Origin of the sequence: Paraburkholderia sp. J7 (genome assembly GCF_905220155.1) — a bacterium.
Classification (GTDB): Bacteria; Pseudomonadota; Gammaproteobacteria; order Burkholderiales; family Burkholderiaceae; genus Paraburkholderia.
This window is the reverse complement of the sequence record NZ_CAJMYZ010000003.1, coordinates 184,830-202,772: the sequence shown is the minus strand read 5'-3', so window position 1 is coordinate 202,772 and position 17,943 is coordinate 184,830. Positions and strand designations below refer to the sequence as shown.

Annotated in this window: 18 protein-coding genes; 2 read left to right on the top strand and 16 right to left on the bottom strand. The window is 62.5% G+C overall.

Annotated features, from left to right (window positions below):
* Positions 1 to 95: 95 nt before the first annotated feature.
* Both U5A58_RS06415 and U5A58_RS06410 read left to right on the top strand, forming a co-directional pair.
* A complete protein-coding gene (locus U5A58_RS06415; RefSeq protein WP_415774179.1) occupies positions 96 to 680 on the top strand; it encodes a hypothetical protein in 585 nt (194 codons plus the stop codon).
* An 85-nt stretch (positions 681 to 765) separates the two neighbouring features.
* Complete coding sequence (locus U5A58_RS06410; protein WP_321960771.1) at positions 766 to 1,581, top strand: response regulator; 816 nt, start codon at positions 766 to 768, stop codon at positions 1,579 to 1,581.
* A 94-nt stretch (positions 1,582 to 1,675) separates the two neighbouring features.
* Here the strand turns inward: U5A58_RS06410 and U5A58_RS06405 are convergent, their stop codons facing one another.
* The 16 genes from U5A58_RS06405 to U5A58_RS06330 form a co-directional block, all read right to left on the bottom strand.
* Entirely contained in the window at positions 1,676 to 2,335 is a 660-nt protein-coding gene (locus U5A58_RS06405) for a flagellar basal body L-ring protein FlgH (protein ID WP_415774186.1), read from the bottom strand.
* Between the two features lie 148 nt (positions 2,336 to 2,483).
* Positions 2,484 to 3,305 carry a hypothetical protein gene (locus U5A58_RS06400; RefSeq protein ID WP_321960769.1) on the bottom strand — a complete coding sequence of 274 codons (822 nt, stop codon included), beginning with the start codon at positions 3,303 to 3,305 and terminating at the stop codon, positions 2,484 to 2,486.
* A 14-nt stretch (positions 3,306 to 3,319) separates the two neighbouring features.
* Positions 3,320 to 3,565 carry a DUF6726 family protein gene (locus U5A58_RS06395; RefSeq protein ID WP_415774178.1) on the bottom strand — a complete coding sequence of 82 codons (246 nt, stop codon included), beginning with the start codon at positions 3,563 to 3,565 and terminating at the stop codon, positions 3,320 to 3,322.
* Positions 3,562 to 3,747, bottom strand: coding sequence for a hypothetical protein (locus tag U5A58_RS06390; protein ID WP_321960768.1), 186 nt, complete (start codon positions 3,745 to 3,747; stop codon positions 3,562 to 3,564). The genes U5A58_RS06395 and U5A58_RS06390 overlap by 4 nt, the downstream gene beginning before the upstream one ends.
* Positions 3,748 to 4,174: 427 nt before the next feature.
* A complete protein-coding gene (locus tag U5A58_RS06385; RefSeq protein ID WP_321960767.1) occupies positions 4,175 to 5,074 on the bottom strand; it encodes a hypothetical protein in 900 nt (299 codons plus the stop codon).
* A 230-nt stretch (positions 5,075 to 5,304) separates the two neighbouring features.
* Entirely contained in the window at positions 5,305 to 6,438 is a 1,134-nt protein-coding gene (locus U5A58_RS06380; RefSeq protein ID WP_321960766.1) for a branched-chain amino acid ABC transporter substrate-binding protein, read from the bottom strand.
* A gap of 328 nt (positions 6,439 to 6,766) precedes the next feature.
* Positions 6,767 to 7,504, bottom strand: a complete 738-nt coding sequence (locus U5A58_RS06375; protein WP_321910047.1) for a FadR/GntR family transcriptional regulator — start codon at positions 7,502 to 7,504, stop codon at positions 6,767 to 6,769.
* A gap of 44 nt (positions 7,505 to 7,548) precedes the next feature.
* Positions 7,549 to 9,060, bottom strand: a complete 1,512-nt coding sequence (locus tag U5A58_RS06370; RefSeq protein ID WP_321960765.1) for an alpha-N-arabinofuranosidase — start codon at positions 9,058 to 9,060, stop codon at positions 7,549 to 7,551.
* A gap of 76 nt (positions 9,061 to 9,136) precedes the next feature.
* Positions 9,137 to 10,468, bottom strand: coding sequence for an extracellular solute-binding protein (locus U5A58_RS06365; protein WP_321960764.1), 1,332 nt, complete (start codon positions 10,466 to 10,468; stop codon positions 9,137 to 9,139).
* A gap of 125 nt (positions 10,469 to 10,593) precedes the next feature.
* On the bottom strand, positions 10,594 to 11,457 hold the full coding sequence (locus tag U5A58_RS06360) for a carbohydrate ABC transporter permease (RefSeq protein ID WP_321936520.1): 864 nt from the start codon (positions 11,455 to 11,457) through the stop codon (positions 10,594 to 10,596).
* Positions 11,454 to 12,380 carry a sugar ABC transporter permease gene (locus tag U5A58_RS06355; RefSeq protein ID WP_321960763.1) on the bottom strand — a complete coding sequence of 309 codons (927 nt, stop codon included), beginning with the start codon at positions 12,378 to 12,380 and terminating at the stop codon, positions 11,454 to 11,456. The genes U5A58_RS06360 and U5A58_RS06355 overlap by 4 nt, the downstream gene beginning before the upstream one ends.
* Positions 12,370 to 13,458, bottom strand: a complete 1,089-nt coding sequence (locus tag U5A58_RS06350; protein ID WP_321960762.1) for a sn-glycerol-3-phosphate ABC transporter ATP-binding protein UgpC — start codon at positions 13,456 to 13,458, stop codon at positions 12,370 to 12,372. The genes U5A58_RS06355 and U5A58_RS06350 overlap by 11 nt, the downstream gene beginning before the upstream one ends.
* Before the next feature lie 297 nt (positions 13,459 to 13,755).
* Entirely contained in the window at positions 13,756 to 14,217 is a 462-nt protein-coding gene (locus U5A58_RS06345) for a DUF202 domain-containing protein (protein ID WP_321960761.1), read from the bottom strand.
* Positions 14,218 to 14,227: 10 nt separating this feature from the next.
* Positions 14,228 to 15,091, bottom strand: a complete 864-nt coding sequence (locus U5A58_RS06340) for a hypothetical protein (protein WP_321960760.1) — start codon at positions 15,089 to 15,091, stop codon at positions 14,228 to 14,230.
* A gap of 119 nt (positions 15,092 to 15,210) precedes the next feature.
* Positions 15,211 to 16,722, bottom strand: coding sequence for an arylsulfatase (locus U5A58_RS06335; protein ID WP_321960759.1), 1,512 nt, complete (start codon positions 16,720 to 16,722; stop codon positions 15,211 to 15,213).
* 48 nt (positions 16,723 to 16,770) lie between these two features.
* Positions 16,771 to 17,688 carry a formylglycine-generating enzyme family protein gene (locus U5A58_RS06330; RefSeq protein WP_321960758.1) on the bottom strand — a complete coding sequence of 306 codons (918 nt, stop codon included), beginning with the start codon at positions 17,686 to 17,688 and terminating at the stop codon, positions 16,771 to 16,773.
* Positions 17,689 to 17,943: the final 255 nt, after the last annotated feature.

The following is a 17,943-nucleotide window of genomic DNA, read 5'->3' as shown; positions in this document are numbered from 1 at the left end:
GCAACGATCATGCGTGCTGAGTCCTGCCGGGGGCACGTCATGGTCCGCGCAGCCCATCAACGCATCGGGTATCCGCTCCCATGCCACATGAAATCGTGTCATATGTCAGCCGTGCGAGCGCACGCACGGTGAAACTCGGCGCCGCGTGTGCCGCGGCGCTCGCGCTCAACGGCTGCGCATGGACGCTCATCACCGCGGCCGATGCGACTGGCTCCGTGATTCAGGCGGGTTACGCGGTCGCGTCGAATTACTCCTCGCCTAAATTCGTGACGGGCCGGCCGGTCAATCTCAGCTCGATCTGTATCGAGAACAATCCCATGGTCACGTCGGGAGACTTCGTGCCTTCGCTGCAACTCGTGCTCTCGCAGCGCGGCGTGACTTCGGACGTGTACGGCGCCGGAACCGAGCCGGTGAGCTGCGAAGGACGTCTCGTGTATAACGCATCGATCGAATTTGGCAAACCGACGTTCAGCGACGAAAGCCGGGCCTATCTTTCGACGATCAATCTGACGATCTTCATGCACAACCACATTGCCGTTACGGGGCGTTACGAAGTGCGCGGTCTCGGTACCGACCGTTATTCGAGTGCGGCGGTAAAGCTCAAGGGGCTGGTGGACAGCATGGTGGTCGACCAGACGCAATTGAGCAATTCATTCCAGTCCGCTTCACGCGACCAGTAAATCTGGTGGCCCGCGCGCCGCGCGGGAAAGGATTGGTAAGGCTGCGGGCCTGTACCGGCTCGTTCTCGTCCCTTACGATTTACGCATGGCAAATAATATCTTTCTCGTCGACGACGATCCGGTCGTGCGCGACGTCACGGCCGAATATCTGCAGATGCGCGGCTTCACCGTCACGACGCTGCCTTCCGTGCGTGCGATGCAGGAGCGGCTGCGCTCCGAGCGGCCGCAGGTCGTCGTGCTCGATATCATGATGCCGGAAGTGGATGGCATCAGCGCGCTGCGAGCGTTGCGCGAAAGCGGCGACGACCTGCCGGTCATCATGCTCACCGCGCGCAATGAAGTCATCGACCGCGTGCTGGGCCTCGAATTCGGCGCCGACGACTATGTTGGCAAACCGTTCGATCCGGGCGAGCTGGTGGCGCGCATTCGGTCAGTCATGCGCCGACGCAGCATTTCGAACCTCACGGGCGCGCCGGAGAGCCGCGAATCGTTTCGCTTCGGCCCTTTTGAGCTCGATTTCCGTTCGCGGGAGTTGTATCGCGATGAGGTTCGCATGCCGCTGCGGTCTAGCGAATTCGCGTTTCTCAAGCTGTTCGTCAATCACTCGATGACGATTCTTTCACGCGAGCGCATTATCGAAATCGTGTACGGGGAAGCAGGGCGGTACCGCAATCGTAGTCTCGACGTGGCGATCTGGCGCTTGCGGCGGCTGATCGAAACCGATCCTTCCGAGCCGCGCTATCTTCAGACGGTTTGGGGGCACGGATACGTGTTTGTGCCCGATGGCGAAGTTGGCTTCGCCGAGCGCTTCGGCGAACATGCTCGCGAGCATGAGGCTGAAGCTGGTGGTGAGTACGCCAATGAGTTTGAGGGCGAAATGCCTGATGATGAGGAAGACTGAGCGTTTTATGCCCGGCTTCGTGACCGGTCTGACACTGTTGGCCTTTCCTTGAAACCAGGGAAAGGCCAACGCGGCCGGGAATGACCAGAAAGCCTCAGAACGTCAGCACACTAAGAAACATACGCTGCAACCAGCCAACGGTAGTCGCATCGTTGAGCAATCCGCGCCCAACCTGCTCGATCCGCGCGTTGGCGATCTTTCCCGACTCAACGTAATTATCGGCTTCCACGTCATTCGGATTGACGATCCCGGAAAGCCGCAGGCGTTGATGCTCGCCGCTCATCGCAATGATCTTCTCCCCCGAGACCACCAGATTGCCCGTAGGCGTCTTGCTGATGACCGTGACGGCCAGGGTGCCGGTCATGTCGCTCGAAAGCGAGTGATTGCCGCTTCCGTTGAACGTAGTCGAAGCCGAGCCGATATTGAACAGGTGCGCGAGCCGTGCCGCCGCGCCGGTCGATTGATCGGCCGCCGTGGCCGTGATGTTGCTCTCGCGCTTGGCGGCGGCGCTCGTGAGGTCGTTGCCGCTATACGTTTCAGAAAGCCGGATCGTGAGCACGTCGCCGATTCGCTGCGCACGCGGTGTTTCGTACAACGATATGGCGGTGCCCGACTGGTAGATCGCGCCACTGGTGTTGACGTTCAGCAGCGGTTCCGCGAGCGGCGGCGTCATGGGCGTATTGACGATCGACTCCGGCGTCGCGCAGCCAGCGAGCGCAGTGGCGAGCGATGCGCACACCAACACGTACGGCAGGCCTTTCGAGCGAGTCGTGCGGCATGCGCTTGAAATTGAGGATTCCGATTGAACGAATGGCATGGCGGAGTAGTGGGTGCGAGAGTGATTCATCGGATGTAGCGAAATCGGCGGAGTTCGTCCGGGCGGCTGCTCGGCGCGTTCCGATTCAACCTTCGTCGAACTGGCTGAGCTTGAGCGTCTTCTCGCTGCCTTTGCCGCGCAGCGTGGCGGGCTTGAGCAGATACGTGAGCGTCGCGCGCTGGCTGTCGGGCAGCAGGCAGATGGTGATCGTGCTCGACGCGTTCTCCCACACGAGCAGCGGCAGCGAAGGCGCGCCGAGCACGCGCGGTGCACCGTAGCGCGTGGCGAGCAGGTTGCGCAGATCGAAGGCCGTGGTCGAATCCACGACGAACGACATTTCATACAGACGCAGCGGGTCGCCGGCTGTGGCGTGCGCAAAGCGCAGGATATGGTCGACCGCGGGCACGCCGTCCACCACGGCTCGCGAAGGCGTCCAGCCTTGCGCCGTGTGGTGCGCCCATCGGCAAGCCACGGTAAGGCTCGTGTAGCTCTTGACTATCATGCCGATGTCGCTGCCCGCGATATCGGTTTCGCAAAGCAGCTCGCTCTCGTGTGGCGTCGCGCGCACCATGTCCGTTTGCCGCAGCGCGCTCAGCGGCGTGCCGAGTGCAATGCCGCGAAACGCGAACGGCGAGTCGTCCGGCGGTGCAACGCGCGCCCGGGTGGCCGATGCAACGGGCGCTGCGCGCCGCTTTTTTGCGGGCGCTGCCGACTGTTTTGCCGCGCTCGCCGCAGAGTCCACGCTCGCAACATTCACCGCGCTCGCCGATGCCGCAGGGGCGGGCACCTTCGGTGCGACGTACGTTTGCACGCGCCCTTCGAAATGCGTGTCCGCATGCGCGGGCGAGAGCGGCGCGGCCAGGTATGCTGCGCTCAAAATGAAAGCGATCAATGGCGCCCGTTTCATCGGCTGGACCTCGATCAGTCGACCGCCGCCGCGCAAGCGTCGAACGGCACGGCCGCCGGGTGGCCGACCAACGGCACGATCTTCAGCGTGGCCGATGCGACCCGGCATGGAAAGGCCACCACGGCACAGCCTTCAAGCGGCAGGGCGAGGCAGGCGAGGGCAATGGCCGACGCGGCGCGCACCAGATGCGTTGACAACCGTGGCGTCAGGCACATGGGCGAGCGCTGCGTCGGCGTTTCCCGTGACGGCGAAGTGGTCATGCCGAGGTATTGATGTTGTGGCCGAGCGGACCGACCGGAGCAGCCGGATGCAGGGTTTCCTGTTGCGGAAACGGGTTGCCGCCGGTGTTTCCCGTGGTGGAATTCCTGGTGCTGCGGTTTTCGCCCGACGACGTCAACGAGGACGTGTGCGCAGTACTGCTCGAACCGATAGGGCTGGTCATGATGGGCCTCCTTGGCGCAATGGAACAAAAAGAAGGGGCGCGCCGAGAGGGGGGAAGCGCGCCCCGCCTTACGCCGATCGGGGGGCAATCGGCGAGCGGCGAGGCAAATCTTCGCTTCGAGAGCGCTTGCATGAAGCAAGAATCAGCGTGGCGTTTGGCCAATCGCTTACGAGTCCTTCCAGGGGTATACGTATGTGCAAGATTGAATGGCGCACATGCAGCCGGGGGGCGTGAATACGCGATGCTTTGAGCCGGGTCGGAGGACGATCCTCAGGCGCGATTTGCGCACGCCGGATTGGCGTGCGCTGTCTTGGGCGGGAGAGGAAAAGAAGGTGAATTGAGTGCGAGCGCCCCCAGGCTGCTCAACTCAGCAGCCTGGGACGGTAAGCAGTGGGAAGCAGAAGGGATCACGAGGGCATCAAACGCATCAAACGCCCTTCATGCGCTCCCAGCCGTGGCGAACGGCAGCCTTGAACCTTTCCCAGCCGTTTTCCGGGTAGCGCGATTCCCAATCCGCGCGAGCATTCGGTTCAATGCCTTGCCAGTCGTGTCCGCTATACCGTTCGTCCTGCCCGAGCATTGCGCCGTGCTCGTAAGCTGCGCAATATTCTTCGTAGGACATGCCGGAGTTGGCGTAGTTGGCGGCGTAGTCTTTGCGGACTTCTGTCTCGTATGAGGCGTCGTCGATTGGCGTGCCCATGACAGGGTCGCCCACCAGGCCTCTCGTCGATGTCTGCTGTGCTCTGGCTGCGTTCGCGGTCGCTTCGGGCGCGGTTGTGGCACGCGTGGTGACCTGCTGCATGCCGCTGACCACGGCTGGCACTGCCGAAGCATACGCAGCGCGCCGTGTCTGCGCCGCCGCCTCGGGCGACGTCGCGTGCAAATTGCCGGGCGCTCGCGTCGTGCTTCCGGAGGGCGCGATGTGTGAGGAAGCGCTGTGCCAGGCTTGGCTGCGCTCCTCGATGTCCGCGGCGCCCGCGCTGCGCATGACTTCGCGCGCCAGATTCACCTGCATTTCGGAAACGTCCGCGCTGACGACCGATCCGCCGCGGCGAACGAACTCCCGGTAGTCTTCGGTTTCCGGTGGATACGCGCCGTGCGTGAAGAGCCGCGCGAACAGGCGTTCGAGTTGATCGAATACCGGTGTGTGTTGCCCAGGATCACTCAAGCCAGGCGCATACACACGCGGCCCTTTTTCTAGCGGGGCCTCGACCGACATCGAGTAAATGGCGATATCGGCCTGCGCAACGCCTGCTTCGCCTAGTGCTTTTTGCGCGGAACGTGCGCTCCCATAGCTGTCGTAGACGCCCAATACGGTTTGCCTCATGACTGTCTCCCTTCGCTTTCGACATGCGGCGGTATCGCCACGTATGAGCAAGGGCGCAACAGGCATGCCCGACTACAGGCACGCAAGACACATCGCAGGTCAATCGCGTACAGCGATCTGGCACCCGAGGGTGTGCGAACGGTGGGTGCGCGGGAGATGCACGAATCCGCACTGATGGCCAGGACCAAACAGTGCGGATTCAGCGGGTCATTCATGGACCCGCGAAGAGATCAACTGCCCGCGATCGTATCGACCGGCTTGAAGTCGCCATGCTGGACCTTGTAGATGGTCACAGGCGCATCCTTCAGGTCGCCGGTCGTGTCATACGAAATCGTCGCCGCCGAAACGCCCTTGATCGACAGCTTGTCGAGGTACGGGCCGTAGACCTTGGGATCAGTCGAGTCCGCGTTTTTCATCGCGGTGAGAAGCGCCATCGTGCCGTCGTACGAGTATGGAGAGTACGTGATGGGGTCCTCGCCAAAGCGCGCCTTGTAGCGCGTAGCGTAGCCGGCGAAGCCGGGCATCTTGTCCTTCGGCAGACCGCCCATGTAGACGATCGCCCCTTCGGCCGCGCTGCCGCCGATCTTCAGGAAGGTGGGCGAGCGCGACATTTCACCGGTCACGAACGCCGCCTTGATGCCGAGTTGGCGCATCTTGCGGATCATCGGCGACGACTGCGCGTCGCCGCCGCCATAGAACACCGCATCCGGATTCATGCCCTTCAGATTGGTCAGGATTGCAGAGAAGTCCAACGCCTTGTCGTTCGTGTAGTCACGCTTGACCACGGTGCCGCCGGCTGCCTCGACTGCCTTCGCGAACTCGTCGGCAATGCCCTGACCGTAGGCGGTGCGGTCGTCGATAATCGCAATGCGCTTGTAGTGCAGCGACTTCACGACATAGGAGCCGACAATGCGGCCGGCCTGCGCGTCGCTCGTCAACAGGCGAAACGTCGTTTTGTAGCCGCGCGCCGTATACACCGGCGAGGTCGCCATCGAAATCTGCGGCAGGCCGGCGCGGTTGTACAGATCGGATGCAGGGATGCTGGTGCCCGAGTTGAAGTGGCCGATGATGCCGCTCACGCCATCGTCGATCAGGCGTTGCGCCACCACGGTTCCCGTGTGCGGGTCAGCCTGGTCGTCCTGCGAGTCCAGTTCGAACGATACCGCCTTGCCGCCGATGGTGGGATGCGTGGCGTTGAAATCGTTGATGGCCAGTTGCACGCCCTTTTGCATGTCGGTGCCATAGTTCGACTGCGCGCCAGTGAGCGGCGCGGCAAAGCCAATCTTGACGACATCGGCGTGCGCGGCGGCGGATGAAAATACCCAGGCGACTACAAGTGCGGAGTGCGTTACCTTCAAATTCACTTTTCACTTCCCCTCAGGTGCATGGTGGGCAATGCCGGACATTGCCTGCTTCGGTGCCGGCGAATGCGATCTTGAGTTGTTGCGAACACGCCTGTGAGCTTCGCGCTCGCGCGAGAAGCGTGGCGAGATCGGCGAAGCCAGTCTAGGTAGCGAAAATAGGTACGTCTTGGTCGATTGGGGTTCGACACGTGACGATTTCGGCATAGTGGCCGCAAGCGGCCGCGGACCAGGGTGCGCACGGGTAGCGGCGGCGCGCAAGTCGTGCGTACAGGCGGATGGCGCAATCAGCACAATGCGGGCACAGCGCACGAACGCGTGCCCACCGTCGTCACGGCGCGATCGTATAGCGCAGAATCCGGTCGCGCGACTGTTCGAGCAGGCGCGTCATGGCAGCCGCCGCCGCGTCGGCTTCGCGCGCCACGATATGCCGGCGCACGGCGTCATGCAACTCGAGGTCTTCGCTCGGCTTCGCGGCCTGGCGCTGCATCATCTCCGACGACACGCGCAGCGCCGCCTTGATCGCATTGCCGATCGTGATGAACATGCCGTTCTGCGAGGCCGTGATGATGGCGAGATGAAACTCGAGATTCGCGTCGGCGGCTGCGCGAATGTCGGAGGCGCCATGCTGGGCCGACTGGCCGTATGCGCTCGCCAGTTCCAGGTACCGGCGCTCGATGATCTGGAAGGTGTCTTCCTTGCCGTGGCGCGCGGCGAGAAAGCTCGCGCGCGGCTCGAAGCAGATGCGCATTTCGAAGATGTCTTCGACGATCTTCGAGTCGAACTGCGCGTTGAGGCGCCACGCGAGCACGTCGCGGTCGAGCAGGTTCCAGTCGGAGAAGGGCAGGACACGTGTGCCGATTTTGGGCGAAACGGCAATGAGCCGTTTGGCCGCCAGCTGTTTGATGGCTTCGCGCAGCGTGGTTCGGCTCACGCCGTAGGCGCTGCACAGTTCGCTTTCGACCGGCAGCGCGTCGCCGGGCGCGAACTCGCCCGAGACCACGCGCATGCCGATAATCTTGGCGATCTGCGTTGTTATATTGCCAACGATCGGTTCGCGCTCGAACATCACTTCCCCTTCATGGACGTCGTGCACAGCGTGTGCGTGCTGTGTTATCGGGCGGTCGTCACAATCACGTTCCACGAGCCCGGCTTGAGCTTCGCGCGCACGCGTTCCCCCTCGACCGACACGGCGTTGTTGACTGCCGGCGCCACTGTAGTTGGCGCCTCCACCGTGTTCACCGCTTTCATGTTGGCATGATACAACTCGAGCGCGTGATCGAGCGTACGTTCGCGGCCGAGTCCACGCAGTTCGACATTCAATTCCATCTCCTCGCTCAGGTGACGATTGAGCGCGAAGAGGGTCGTCGTGCCCGTAGCGCGATCGTCCACGACCGCTGCGCAAAGATAAGGGATCTCCGGAAAGGTTTCCGCTTCGTAGGTGGGCGAATCGATCACCGGCTTGAGCACGCGGCCATGGCCGAATTTCGAGGCCTGTGCGAACGGGTGGAAGATGGTTTGACGCCACGCGCGGCCGCCGGGCTCCGTCATGATCGGCCCGATCACGTTGACGAGCTGTGCGAGACAGGCGGTCTTCACGCGGTCCGAGTTGTTCATCATCGTGATGAGCGCGCCGCCCACGACCAGCGCGTCTTCGTGGTTGTAGACCTCCTCGATGAGCCGCGGCGCCTCGGGCCAGCCCGGCTTGCGCAGATCGTTGATGGTGCGCGCCTTGTACCAGACATTCCACTCGTCGAATGAAAGCATGATGCGTTTGGACGAATGCTTGCGCGCGGCCACGCTGTCGGCCACCGAGACGATTTCCTTGATGAACAGATCCATCACTTCGATATTGCCGAAGAATTCGGCGGTCGAGTCGCGACGGTTCTCGAAGTAAGTATGTAGCGAAATGAAATCGACCTGCTCGAAGCAATGGTCGAGCACGCGGTCTTCCCACGCGCCATAGGTGGGCATTTCGTGCGTGGAGGAACCGCACGCGGCGAGCTGAATGGTGGGGTCGACCGAGCGCATGAGCTTGGCCGTTTCGAGTGCGGCGCGCCCGTATTCTTCGGCCGTCTTGCGGCAGATTTGCCACGGGCCGTCCATTTCATTGCCGAGACACCAGAACTTGATGTCGTGGGGCTTTTCATGGCCGTGCTCGCGGCGCAGGTCGGAAAGCGCCGTGCCGCCCGGATGATTGCAATACTCGACGAAGCGGCGCGCCTCGTCGGGGCCGCGCGTGCCGAGGTTCACGCCGTACATTGGTTCGATGTCGAGCGAACGGCACCATTCGATAAATTCGTTCGTGCCAAACTGGTTGGTTTCGGTGGAGTACCAGGCAAGATCGAGGCGGCGCGGGCGCTTTTCTCGCGGGCCTACGCCGTCTTCCCAGTTGTAGCCCGAGAGAAAGTTGCCGCCGGGATAGCGCACGATCGTCGGGCCGAGTTCGCGCGTAAGTGCCATCACGTCCTTGCGGTAGCCGCGCTCGTCGGCGTCCGGATGGCCGGGCTCGAAAATGCCGGTATAGACGCAGCGGCCCATGTGCTCGACAAAGGCGCCGAACAGGCGCCGGTCGAGTTCGGAAATGACGAAGTCGCGATCGACGATGAGGCGGGAAGCGATCATGGTGTTCCTCTATCCATGCTGTAGCGGTGTGAAGTGAGGCGGTGAGCGCCGCGCAGGCGCGCACCGCACGGTGACGTTATCGAGCGAGCAGGGCGTTGGTGCGCTGTTCGGCTTCCTTCTGCACGTCGGCAACCGACTTGCCGGTCGAGAGCATGTTGCTGGTCTCTTCGCCCACGATCTGCTGGATTGCAAACTGGCGCGGCACCGTGTTCGGCAGCGCGTAACCCGTGGCCGAGATCTCCTTGATCTCCGCGCGATGCGGCAGCGCGTTGAAGCTGGCGCTCGTAATGATCGACTCCCGTGCGGGCAGGTGACCGGTACGCGCCCAGTCGCCGTCATGGTCGTAGAGGAACTTGAGAAACACGAGCGCGGCGTGGCGGGTCTTCTCGTCCTTCGCGCCGCCCTTGAGCATGACCCACGAGTGGCCGTCGGCCCACACGGCCTTCTTCTGGTACAGGTTCGGGAACGGCACCACGTCGTAGCCGTTCGCAAGCGGGGAGTCGGGCTTCTTCGCAAGATTCGTGAAGTCCTCAATCATCCATGTGCCGCACATGAGCACACCCGCCTTGCCGTTTTCGAAGGCCTGATTGGCTGCGCCGTAGTCAAGGCCCGGCGTGATCGAGCCCGCCTTCATGAGCTTGTCGTAGAGCGTGAGCGCGTTGGTGGCGGCCGGCGTGTGCATGTCGATCTTCGTGGGGCCATTGGGGAACAGCGTGCCGTTTTGCTGATAGACCCAGGTGTCGAACGTGCGCGTTTGCGCGGCCGATTCATTGGCGATCGGCACGGCAAAATAGGGCAGACCCGTCTTGTCCTTGAACTGCTTCGCCTGCGCGAGCAGTTCGTCGGGCGTCTTCGGCAGGATGGGTTTGCCGCTCGCGTCGACGAGCCCCGCCTTCTTGAACAGGTTCACGTTGATGTGCCAGAGCCACGAATGCGTGTCGAACGGCAGCGCATAGGTCTTGTCACCGAACGTCACGGCGCGGTGCGCCTGGGCCGTGAAGTCGTTCTTGTCCACGCCGACCGACTTGAAGCCGTCGTCGAGCGGTTCGACCAGATTGCGCTTCACGTAGTCGCCCAGCACCGCTTCGTGCATGACCGAGATGGTCGGCACATCGCGGCTCAGAATGCGCGCGTCGAGCTGCGTATAGTAGGGCGCCCACTCGATGATCTGCGGTTTGACGACGATGTCTTCCTTGTTCGTCGCGTTGAACTGGTTCACGAGCGTCGTGATGATGCCGCACTCGCCCGAGGCCTGGCTCACGTCGTTGACCTTGCCGTATTCGGCGTCGCAAGCGCCGAAGAAGCGCGACAGCGTGATTTCCGTTTTGGCCTGGGCCGGCGCGGTCAAACCCGCCGCGAGGCCGAGCGCTGCGAGCGTGAGTACGCCGCGCACCAACGATCTTCTCATGTCTCTCTCCTGTGGAAGATCCTGCTGGCGCGCTGCTTGCGCGCTCCCAGTGGATCATGTTGTTTGTACTACGAATTAATTGAAAATAAAGCGCAACAGATCGAAGCGTGACTCGAGGGCGTCGTCTACCGAACCGCAGTGCCTGCCACGGCCGCCACGATGTACTTCTGGAAGAACAGATACAGCACGAAGATGGGCAAGCCGGCGAAGACGGCTTGGGCCATGAGGTAACCAATGCCTTCGGACTGGGCGAAATTGCCTTGCGTGGAAGCGAGCCCGATGGTCAGCGTGTACATCTCGGGCTTCGATGCGGACACGAGCGGCCAGAGATAGTCGTTCCACGCACTGAGAAACGTGAAGATGGCGAGCGTGGCTTGCGCCGGCAGCGAAAGCGGCAGCACGACGCGCCAGAACACCTTGAAACGCGAAGCATTGTCGAGCAACGCGGCCTCTTCGATCTCGATGGGCACCGCCTTGAAGTACTGCGTCATGAGATACACGCCGAACGGAGAGGCGAGACGCGGCAGAATCAGCGCGCCATAGGTGTTGTGCCAGTCGAGCGAGGCGAAGATATGGTGTAGCGGAATCACGAGCGCCTGCTCGGGCACCGCGAGTCCGCAAAGGCAGAGCACGTAGAGATAACGCTTGCCGGGAAACTCGGTGCGCGCGAAGCCGTAGCCCGCGAGCGAGGCGATGACGAGCGTGAGCAGCGTCTGGCCGATCGAAACGATGAGGCTGTTGACGAGCCACCCACCCACCGCCGAGGTGTTGAGGATGTTCGTGTAGTTCCGCAGCGTGAAGGGCGGCGAGAAGAGCACGTCGGTGTGCTGCTCGAGAAACGCGTTCGGTTTGAACGAGAGGCACAGCACCCAGACGAGCGGCGTGATCCACAGCAGCGCGAGCACCACCACGGCGCCGAGCATCAGTCGGTCGCCCATGCGGCCCGTTAGCGAGCCGCGCGAGCGCGTTTCGAAAGCCAGCGTGCTCATGCCTTCTCCTTCTTGCGCAGAAGCCAGGCCTGCGCAACCACCCCGATCAGCATCAGCGCGAAAAGCACTTGCGCCGCTGCTGCGGAATAGCCGAACGACCATTGGCGGAAGCCGGTTTCGTAGATGAATTGCACGAGCGGGCGCGTGGAGTTGTTCGGGCCGCCGTCTGTGAGCAGCTGGGCCTGGCCGAACAACTGGAACTGCAGCACCGCTTCGATCACTGCCACGAGCGCGACAGTGCGCCAGATGGAAGGCAGTGTGATTTTCGTGAACGTGCGCCAGCGCGAAGCGCTGTCGAGCGCCGCGGCTTCGTAAAGCTCCTGCGGAATCTGCTGGAGCGCCGCGAGAAACAGCATCATCGGCAGGCCCATGATCCACCAGACCGTGACGACGGCGATGGCGGGCAGCGCGGTGGCCTCGTGCATCAGCGGAACGAATTCCGGCAAATGGAGCGCGTGGCTCACGTCGGCGAGCAGGCCGTTGCCGGGCATCATCACGAGCTTCCAGACCAGCGTGACAATTGTGACCGATAACACCGAGGACCCGAAAAACAGCGCGCGCAGCGCTGCGCCGAAGCGGCCGGGGCGGTTCAGCACCAGCGCGAGCGCCAGGCCAAGCAGAACGAAAATCGGGACCGTTAGGATGACGAAGTAGAACGTGTTACGCAACGCGCCGCGAAAAATTGGATCGAGCGTGAGGTCGAGATAGTTGCGCATGCCGATGAACTCGCTCGTGCCGGCGAGCAGGTCCACGCGCTGCAGGCTGAGCCACCAGCCGAGGCATAACGGCACGATCAGCAACAGCACGTAGACGATCACGAACGGCAGCACGAACAGCGCGTTGGACCATGGCGCGCGCAGGTTGCGCCGCCGGCCGTCGCGCGTTTTTGGCAGCGGGATGGCGAGCGAGCGGTTAGAGGCCATGCCACGCCTTCCCGGTTTCATCGAACACATGCAGGTGCGCCGCGTCGAGACTCATGCGGATCGTGTCTCCGGTTTCGATATCGAGCTCGCGCGCACGCGGCAACTCGGCCACGAGCAATTGACCGTTGGGCATGCTCACGTGGGCGAGCGAGCGGTCACCGAGACGCTCGATGACTTCGGCGCGGCCAACCAGCGGCCCTTGCGGGTCCAGCAGCACGTGTTCGGCGCGCACGCCCAGCGTGAGCTTGCCCGCGGGCAGGCTCGCTGTGGCAATGGCCGTGGGCGCTTGCACGCCGTCGAACGGCAGCCCGACGATCAGCCGGCCGCCGTTGTCGCCCATGCGCTCGACATTGATGAAGTTCATGGCCGGCGTGCCGATGAAACCCGCGACGAAGCGCGTGGCGGGCCGTTTGTAGATCTCGAGCGGCGCGCCGATCTGCTCGATACGCCCGCGGTTCATCACCACGATGCGGGTGGCGAGCGTCATGGCTTCCACCTGGTCGTGCGTGACGAACACCATGGTCGAGTGCAGGCGCTGATGAATGCGCGCCAGTTCGAGGCGCGTGCGGGTGCGCAGCGCGGCGTCGAGGTTGGAAAGCGGTTCGTCGAACAGGAACGCGTCGGGTTCCTTGACGACGGCGCGCCCGATTGCAACGCGCTGGCGTTGGCCACCCGAAAGCTGGGCGGGGCGGCGCTGCAGCAGCGGGCTGAGTTCGAGCATGCGCGCGGCTTCGTTGATGCGCTGGTCGACTTCGCCCGCGCTCACACCCGTATTGCGCAGACCGAACGCCATGTTGTCGTACACGGTCATGTGCGGGTAGAGCGCGTAGTGCTGAAACACCATCGCCACGCCGCGCTTGCCCGGAGGCTGTTCGTTCACGCGCCGCTCGCCAATGCTGATCTGGCCGTCGCTCACGGTTTCGAGCCCGGCGATCATGCGCAGCAACGTGGATTTTCCGCAGCCCGAGGGGCCAAGGAAGACAAGGAACTCACCGGATTGAATGTCGAGGTCGAGGCCGGTGATCACCTCGGTTTCGCCATACCGCTTCGTTACGCCGCTCAGTCGGATGCCCGTCACGGTGCCTCCTGTGGAGTAGTCTCGTACCGCCGCTTTTAGTGCGTTGATATTATGAAAAGAGCGGCCACCTAACCCATTCGTGTAAACACTGATCATCCGGTGTCCCAAATAATGGGTTCTATGCGAATTGCGTGAGGGACTGAATTCGCACGTGACGTGGGGGTGTTGATTGATCAAAGAGGGAGGACGCGCTGATTGAAATTAAAATTATTTGGCATCCTGAATAAAGATAAGGTGGTTGTCGTCAAGAAAAAGCGGTTTGACGCGGGTGCCGGCGTTGCCGGTCCCCGTCGGCGATCAGTCCAGCACCAACGTGCCGAGCGCAAATGCGCCGAGCGCGGCAACCGCAATCCCAACCCAGTAGGCGAGATTCCATTGCGGCAACAGGCCCTCTCGTCGCAGCGCATTGACGCGGCGCTTATGCTGCACGACCGCGACCAGCAAGGCCACCGTCCCGATCACGACCATCGCCGTGCCGACCGCGCGCGGCGACCACGTTGTACCGAAATGCCCGACAATGGGCGCGCCCTTCTGGCTTTCCACGTATTCGAAAAACTTCGCGAGCGTAAAGCCGAAGCTGATCATCGACAGCGCGGTGCGCAGCCAGGCCATGAGCGTGCGTTCGGCCGCGAGAAAGGTGCGTTCGATCGCGAGCGAGGTGCGCGCGCGCGTTTGCAGCGTGCCTTCGTCGGGTTTGACGGGCGCCGATAAATCCGTGTCTGGTATCAAAGGACTGTCGCGGTCATGTGAGGTAGGCATGGCGTGACCTTTAAGGCGTGCCGGATGAAAGCGCTGAGCGGCTACGTTGCCATTTCACGTACGGAATGGCCAGCATCGTGCATAGGATCAGATAGAGCACCAGCGTGGGTGCGAACTGCTCGCCGGGAAAGTTGACAGCGGAGATGGATAGCGCGATGGCGGGATGGCGCGAGGCGGTGGACAGCGCAAGCACCGATGCGTGTTGCTGCTCGGGCCCGCCGAGCCAGTGCCCGACGATCAGCCCCGCAAGCACGAAGGCAACGATGGCGAATATCGTCCAGTGGCCGGTGGCCGCCCAGATTCCATGCCAGGTGCCTGCCAGCAGGGCGAGTATGCCCGCAAACAGCAGTACGGTGGCCACGAGCCGAACGGGCGCGAGCAGGCGCTGCGCGGCGCCTGAAGCGAGCTTCGAGACCAGCACGCCCGCCACGAGCGGGGCGATGATCATGGTCAGCACGATTTTCATGATCGCGACGGGGCCGACCGCTATCGCCTCGGCAAAGAGCCAGTTCAGGAGTGCCACCGAGAGCGGAACCGTGACGATGGAAACCAGCGCAAGCACCACGAGCAAACCCAGGCCGTAGGGCGCGATGCCGCCTGCTTTCTTGTGTTTTCTGGGCAATAGCGGCGGCACCGGCGAGATGGCGAGCGCGATCAGCACGACGGCGGTCGGCTGCGGCAACTGGAGGTAATACACGCACGCGACCACGATGAGCGGCATGATGACCAGCATGGCGATGAGCGAGCGCACGAGCAGGCCGGGCCGGCGTGCGATGTAGAGCAGGTCGTCGCGCGTGGCCTGCAAGCCATACGTGAAGACCGTTCCTGCAATGGCGCACTGGAGCGCGAGGAGAGTCAGGGCCTTGGCGTCCATGGATATCCTGGCACGGCGTGCCCTCGGCGGCGTGCGGACGAACGCCACCCGAGGGCTGCACTAATGCACTGGCGCGAAAACACGCGCCGCGTGGGCTGACTGGCGGTGGCTAGCGGCGACTAGCGGTGACCGCCGCCTGCGGCGTCCATCATCTTCTCGACCACCTGGTCCACGCCGAAGCTCGCCGCTTTCTGGCGTGGCGGGAATTCCTTGAAGGTCTGCAGGAATTCGGCGACGCCGGCTTGTGCCGGCACGAGAATGAAGACGTGATCAAGCAGCCAGTCGTAGTAGGTGTTGGATGTGATATCGGCCCGTTCGTAGGGGTCTGTTCGCAGGTTGAATATCTTCGGCACCCGCAAAGTGACGAGCGGTTCGGCCCATATCCTCAGTGTGCCGGTCGTGCGCTGCTCCATGAAGACCACTTTCCAGTTGTCGAAGCGCAGGCACGCGAGGTCGCCGTCGTCGGTGAAATAGAAAAAGCCTTTTCGCTCCGGCTTCTTCGCCTTGCCGGTGAAGTAGGGTATCAGGCTGAAACCGTCGAGATGGACCTTGAAGTCCTTGCCGTTGGCCTTGAAGCCCTTCTTGAGTTCCTCCTTGATATCCGGGTTGCCCGCTGCATCGACGATGGTGGGCAGCCAGTCGAGGTGGCTCACGATCTCGTTGCACACCGTGCCCGGCTCGATTACCCCCGGCCAGCGCACGAGGCAGGGCACGCGGTATGCACCTTCCCAGTTGGAGTTCTTCTCGTTGCGAAACGGCGTCATGCCGGCGTCGGGCCAGGAGTTCATGTGCGGACCGTTGTCGGTGCTGTACATGACCATGGTGTCGTCCGCAATGCCCAGTTCGTCGAGCAACGCGAGCATCTCGCCGATATGCTTGTCGTGCTCGACCATGCAGTCGTGATATTCGGACTGCCAACGACCCGCCTGGCCACGGATGCGGTCCTCGATATGCGTGCGGAAGTGCATGTGTGAAGTGTTGAACCAGAGGAAGAACGGCTTGTCTTCTTTATGCGCTTTCTGGATGAACTCCTTCGCGGCCGCGAGAAATTCGGTATCGACCGTTTTCATCCGCTCTCTGGTGAGCGGGCCGGTATTGTCGATCTTCTGGCCGCCCTTGCCGTCGGACCAGCAGTGCAGCACGCCGCGCGGGCCGTACTTCTTGCGAAAGTCGGGAAACTCGTTGGCATCGGGGTAGTCGGGTAGTTCCGGCTCTTCTTCGGCGTTGAGGTGATAGAGGTTGCCGAAGAACTCGTCGAAGCCGTGCATCGTGGGGAGATGCTCGTCGCGGTCGCCGAAATGGTTCTTGCCGAATTGTCCGGTGCTATAGCCAAGGTCCTTCAGCAGTTCCGGAATATTCGGATCCTCGGCGCGCATACCGAGCGGCGCACCGGGCAGGCCGACCTTGGTCAGTCCCGTGCGCAAGCCGCACTGTCCCGTGATGAACGACGCGCGGCCTGCGGTGCAGCTCTGTTCGCCGTAGTAGTCGGTGAACACTGCGCCGGCCTCGCCGATGCTGTCGATGTTGGGTGTGCGGTAGCCCATCAGCCCCTTCGTGAAGATGCTGAGATTGGACTGGCCGATGTCGTCGCCCCAGAGGATCAGGAAGTTGGGTTTCTTCTTGCCCGCCATGGAACACTCCTTGTCGTAGAGCTACCGTCGACGGTAGCGGTGTGGGATTCAACCGGAAGCGTTATCGCGGACCACGCAACGAAAGCCCACATGGCACGTGGAGGTATCGACAGGCTGAGCCATTCTCGAGGCGGGCCGATAACGCCTGCAGTAATTCGGTGCGCACAGGTACGAGCCACCCTTCATGACCTTGCGCGGTATCGTGAGTTGCGGCGTGCGCGGGTCGACGCTGGATTCGATGGTTCCGCCGCGCGGATTGTCCAGTGTGCAGCACGCCTTAACGATCTTGCCGTGATCCTGGTACCAGTCGCTCGTCCACTCCCACACGTTGCCGGCCATGTCGTAGAGGCCGTAGCCGTTGGGCGCAAACGAGCCAACCGGCGCAGTCCATTCGTAGCCGTCTTCGAGCAGGTTCTGCCACGGAAACTCGCCTTGCCACGTATTGGCCATTTGCCGGCCTTCGGGTGTGAACTCATCGCCCCACACGAACTCGGCGCCCTCCAGGCCGCCGCGCGCGGCGAATTCCCATTCGGCTTCGGTGGGCAGGTCCTTGCCCGCCCAGTGCGCGTAAGCGGCGGCGTCCTCATAGGAGACGTGCACGACGGGATGATCCTCGAGCCCTTCCAGCGAACTGGCCGGGCCGCGTGGATGCCGCCAGTCCGCGCCCCGCGTGTAGGCCCACCAGTTGTAGTGATTGCGCAGATCAACGCGGCGCGGGGGTTTGGCGAACGTCACCGAAGAGGGCTCCAGCATCTCGGGCAATGCGCCAGGATAATCGTCGGGGTTCGCCGGCCGCTCGGCTGAGGTGATGTAGCCGGTCGCGTCGACGAATTGCCTGAACTGGGCATTCGTGACCGTATGACGATCTATCCAGAAACTGCGAACGCGCACTTTGTGCGCCGGCGCTTCTTCCGGGTAGTGCTGATTCGAGCCCATCAGGAATGTGCCGCCCGCAATGTGGACCATATCTGGCGATCCAGTTGGCGAGGCGGTGTCACGGATGTCACTGGTCGCTTCAGGTGCGGGATGGGCCATGGTCAGCCGGAGCGTTGACGTACCGGCGTTCAGTATCGGAGCGGCCACACGGTTTCGCTATCGGTAGAAGGGGCAACGGGATTGCCCGCAAGGGCAGGCCAATACGGGCTCTCATTTCACTTGTTCCGATTCATTTTGAATATTCGCCATACTAAACATGAGGTGTCTGATAACGTCGGTTGCCAA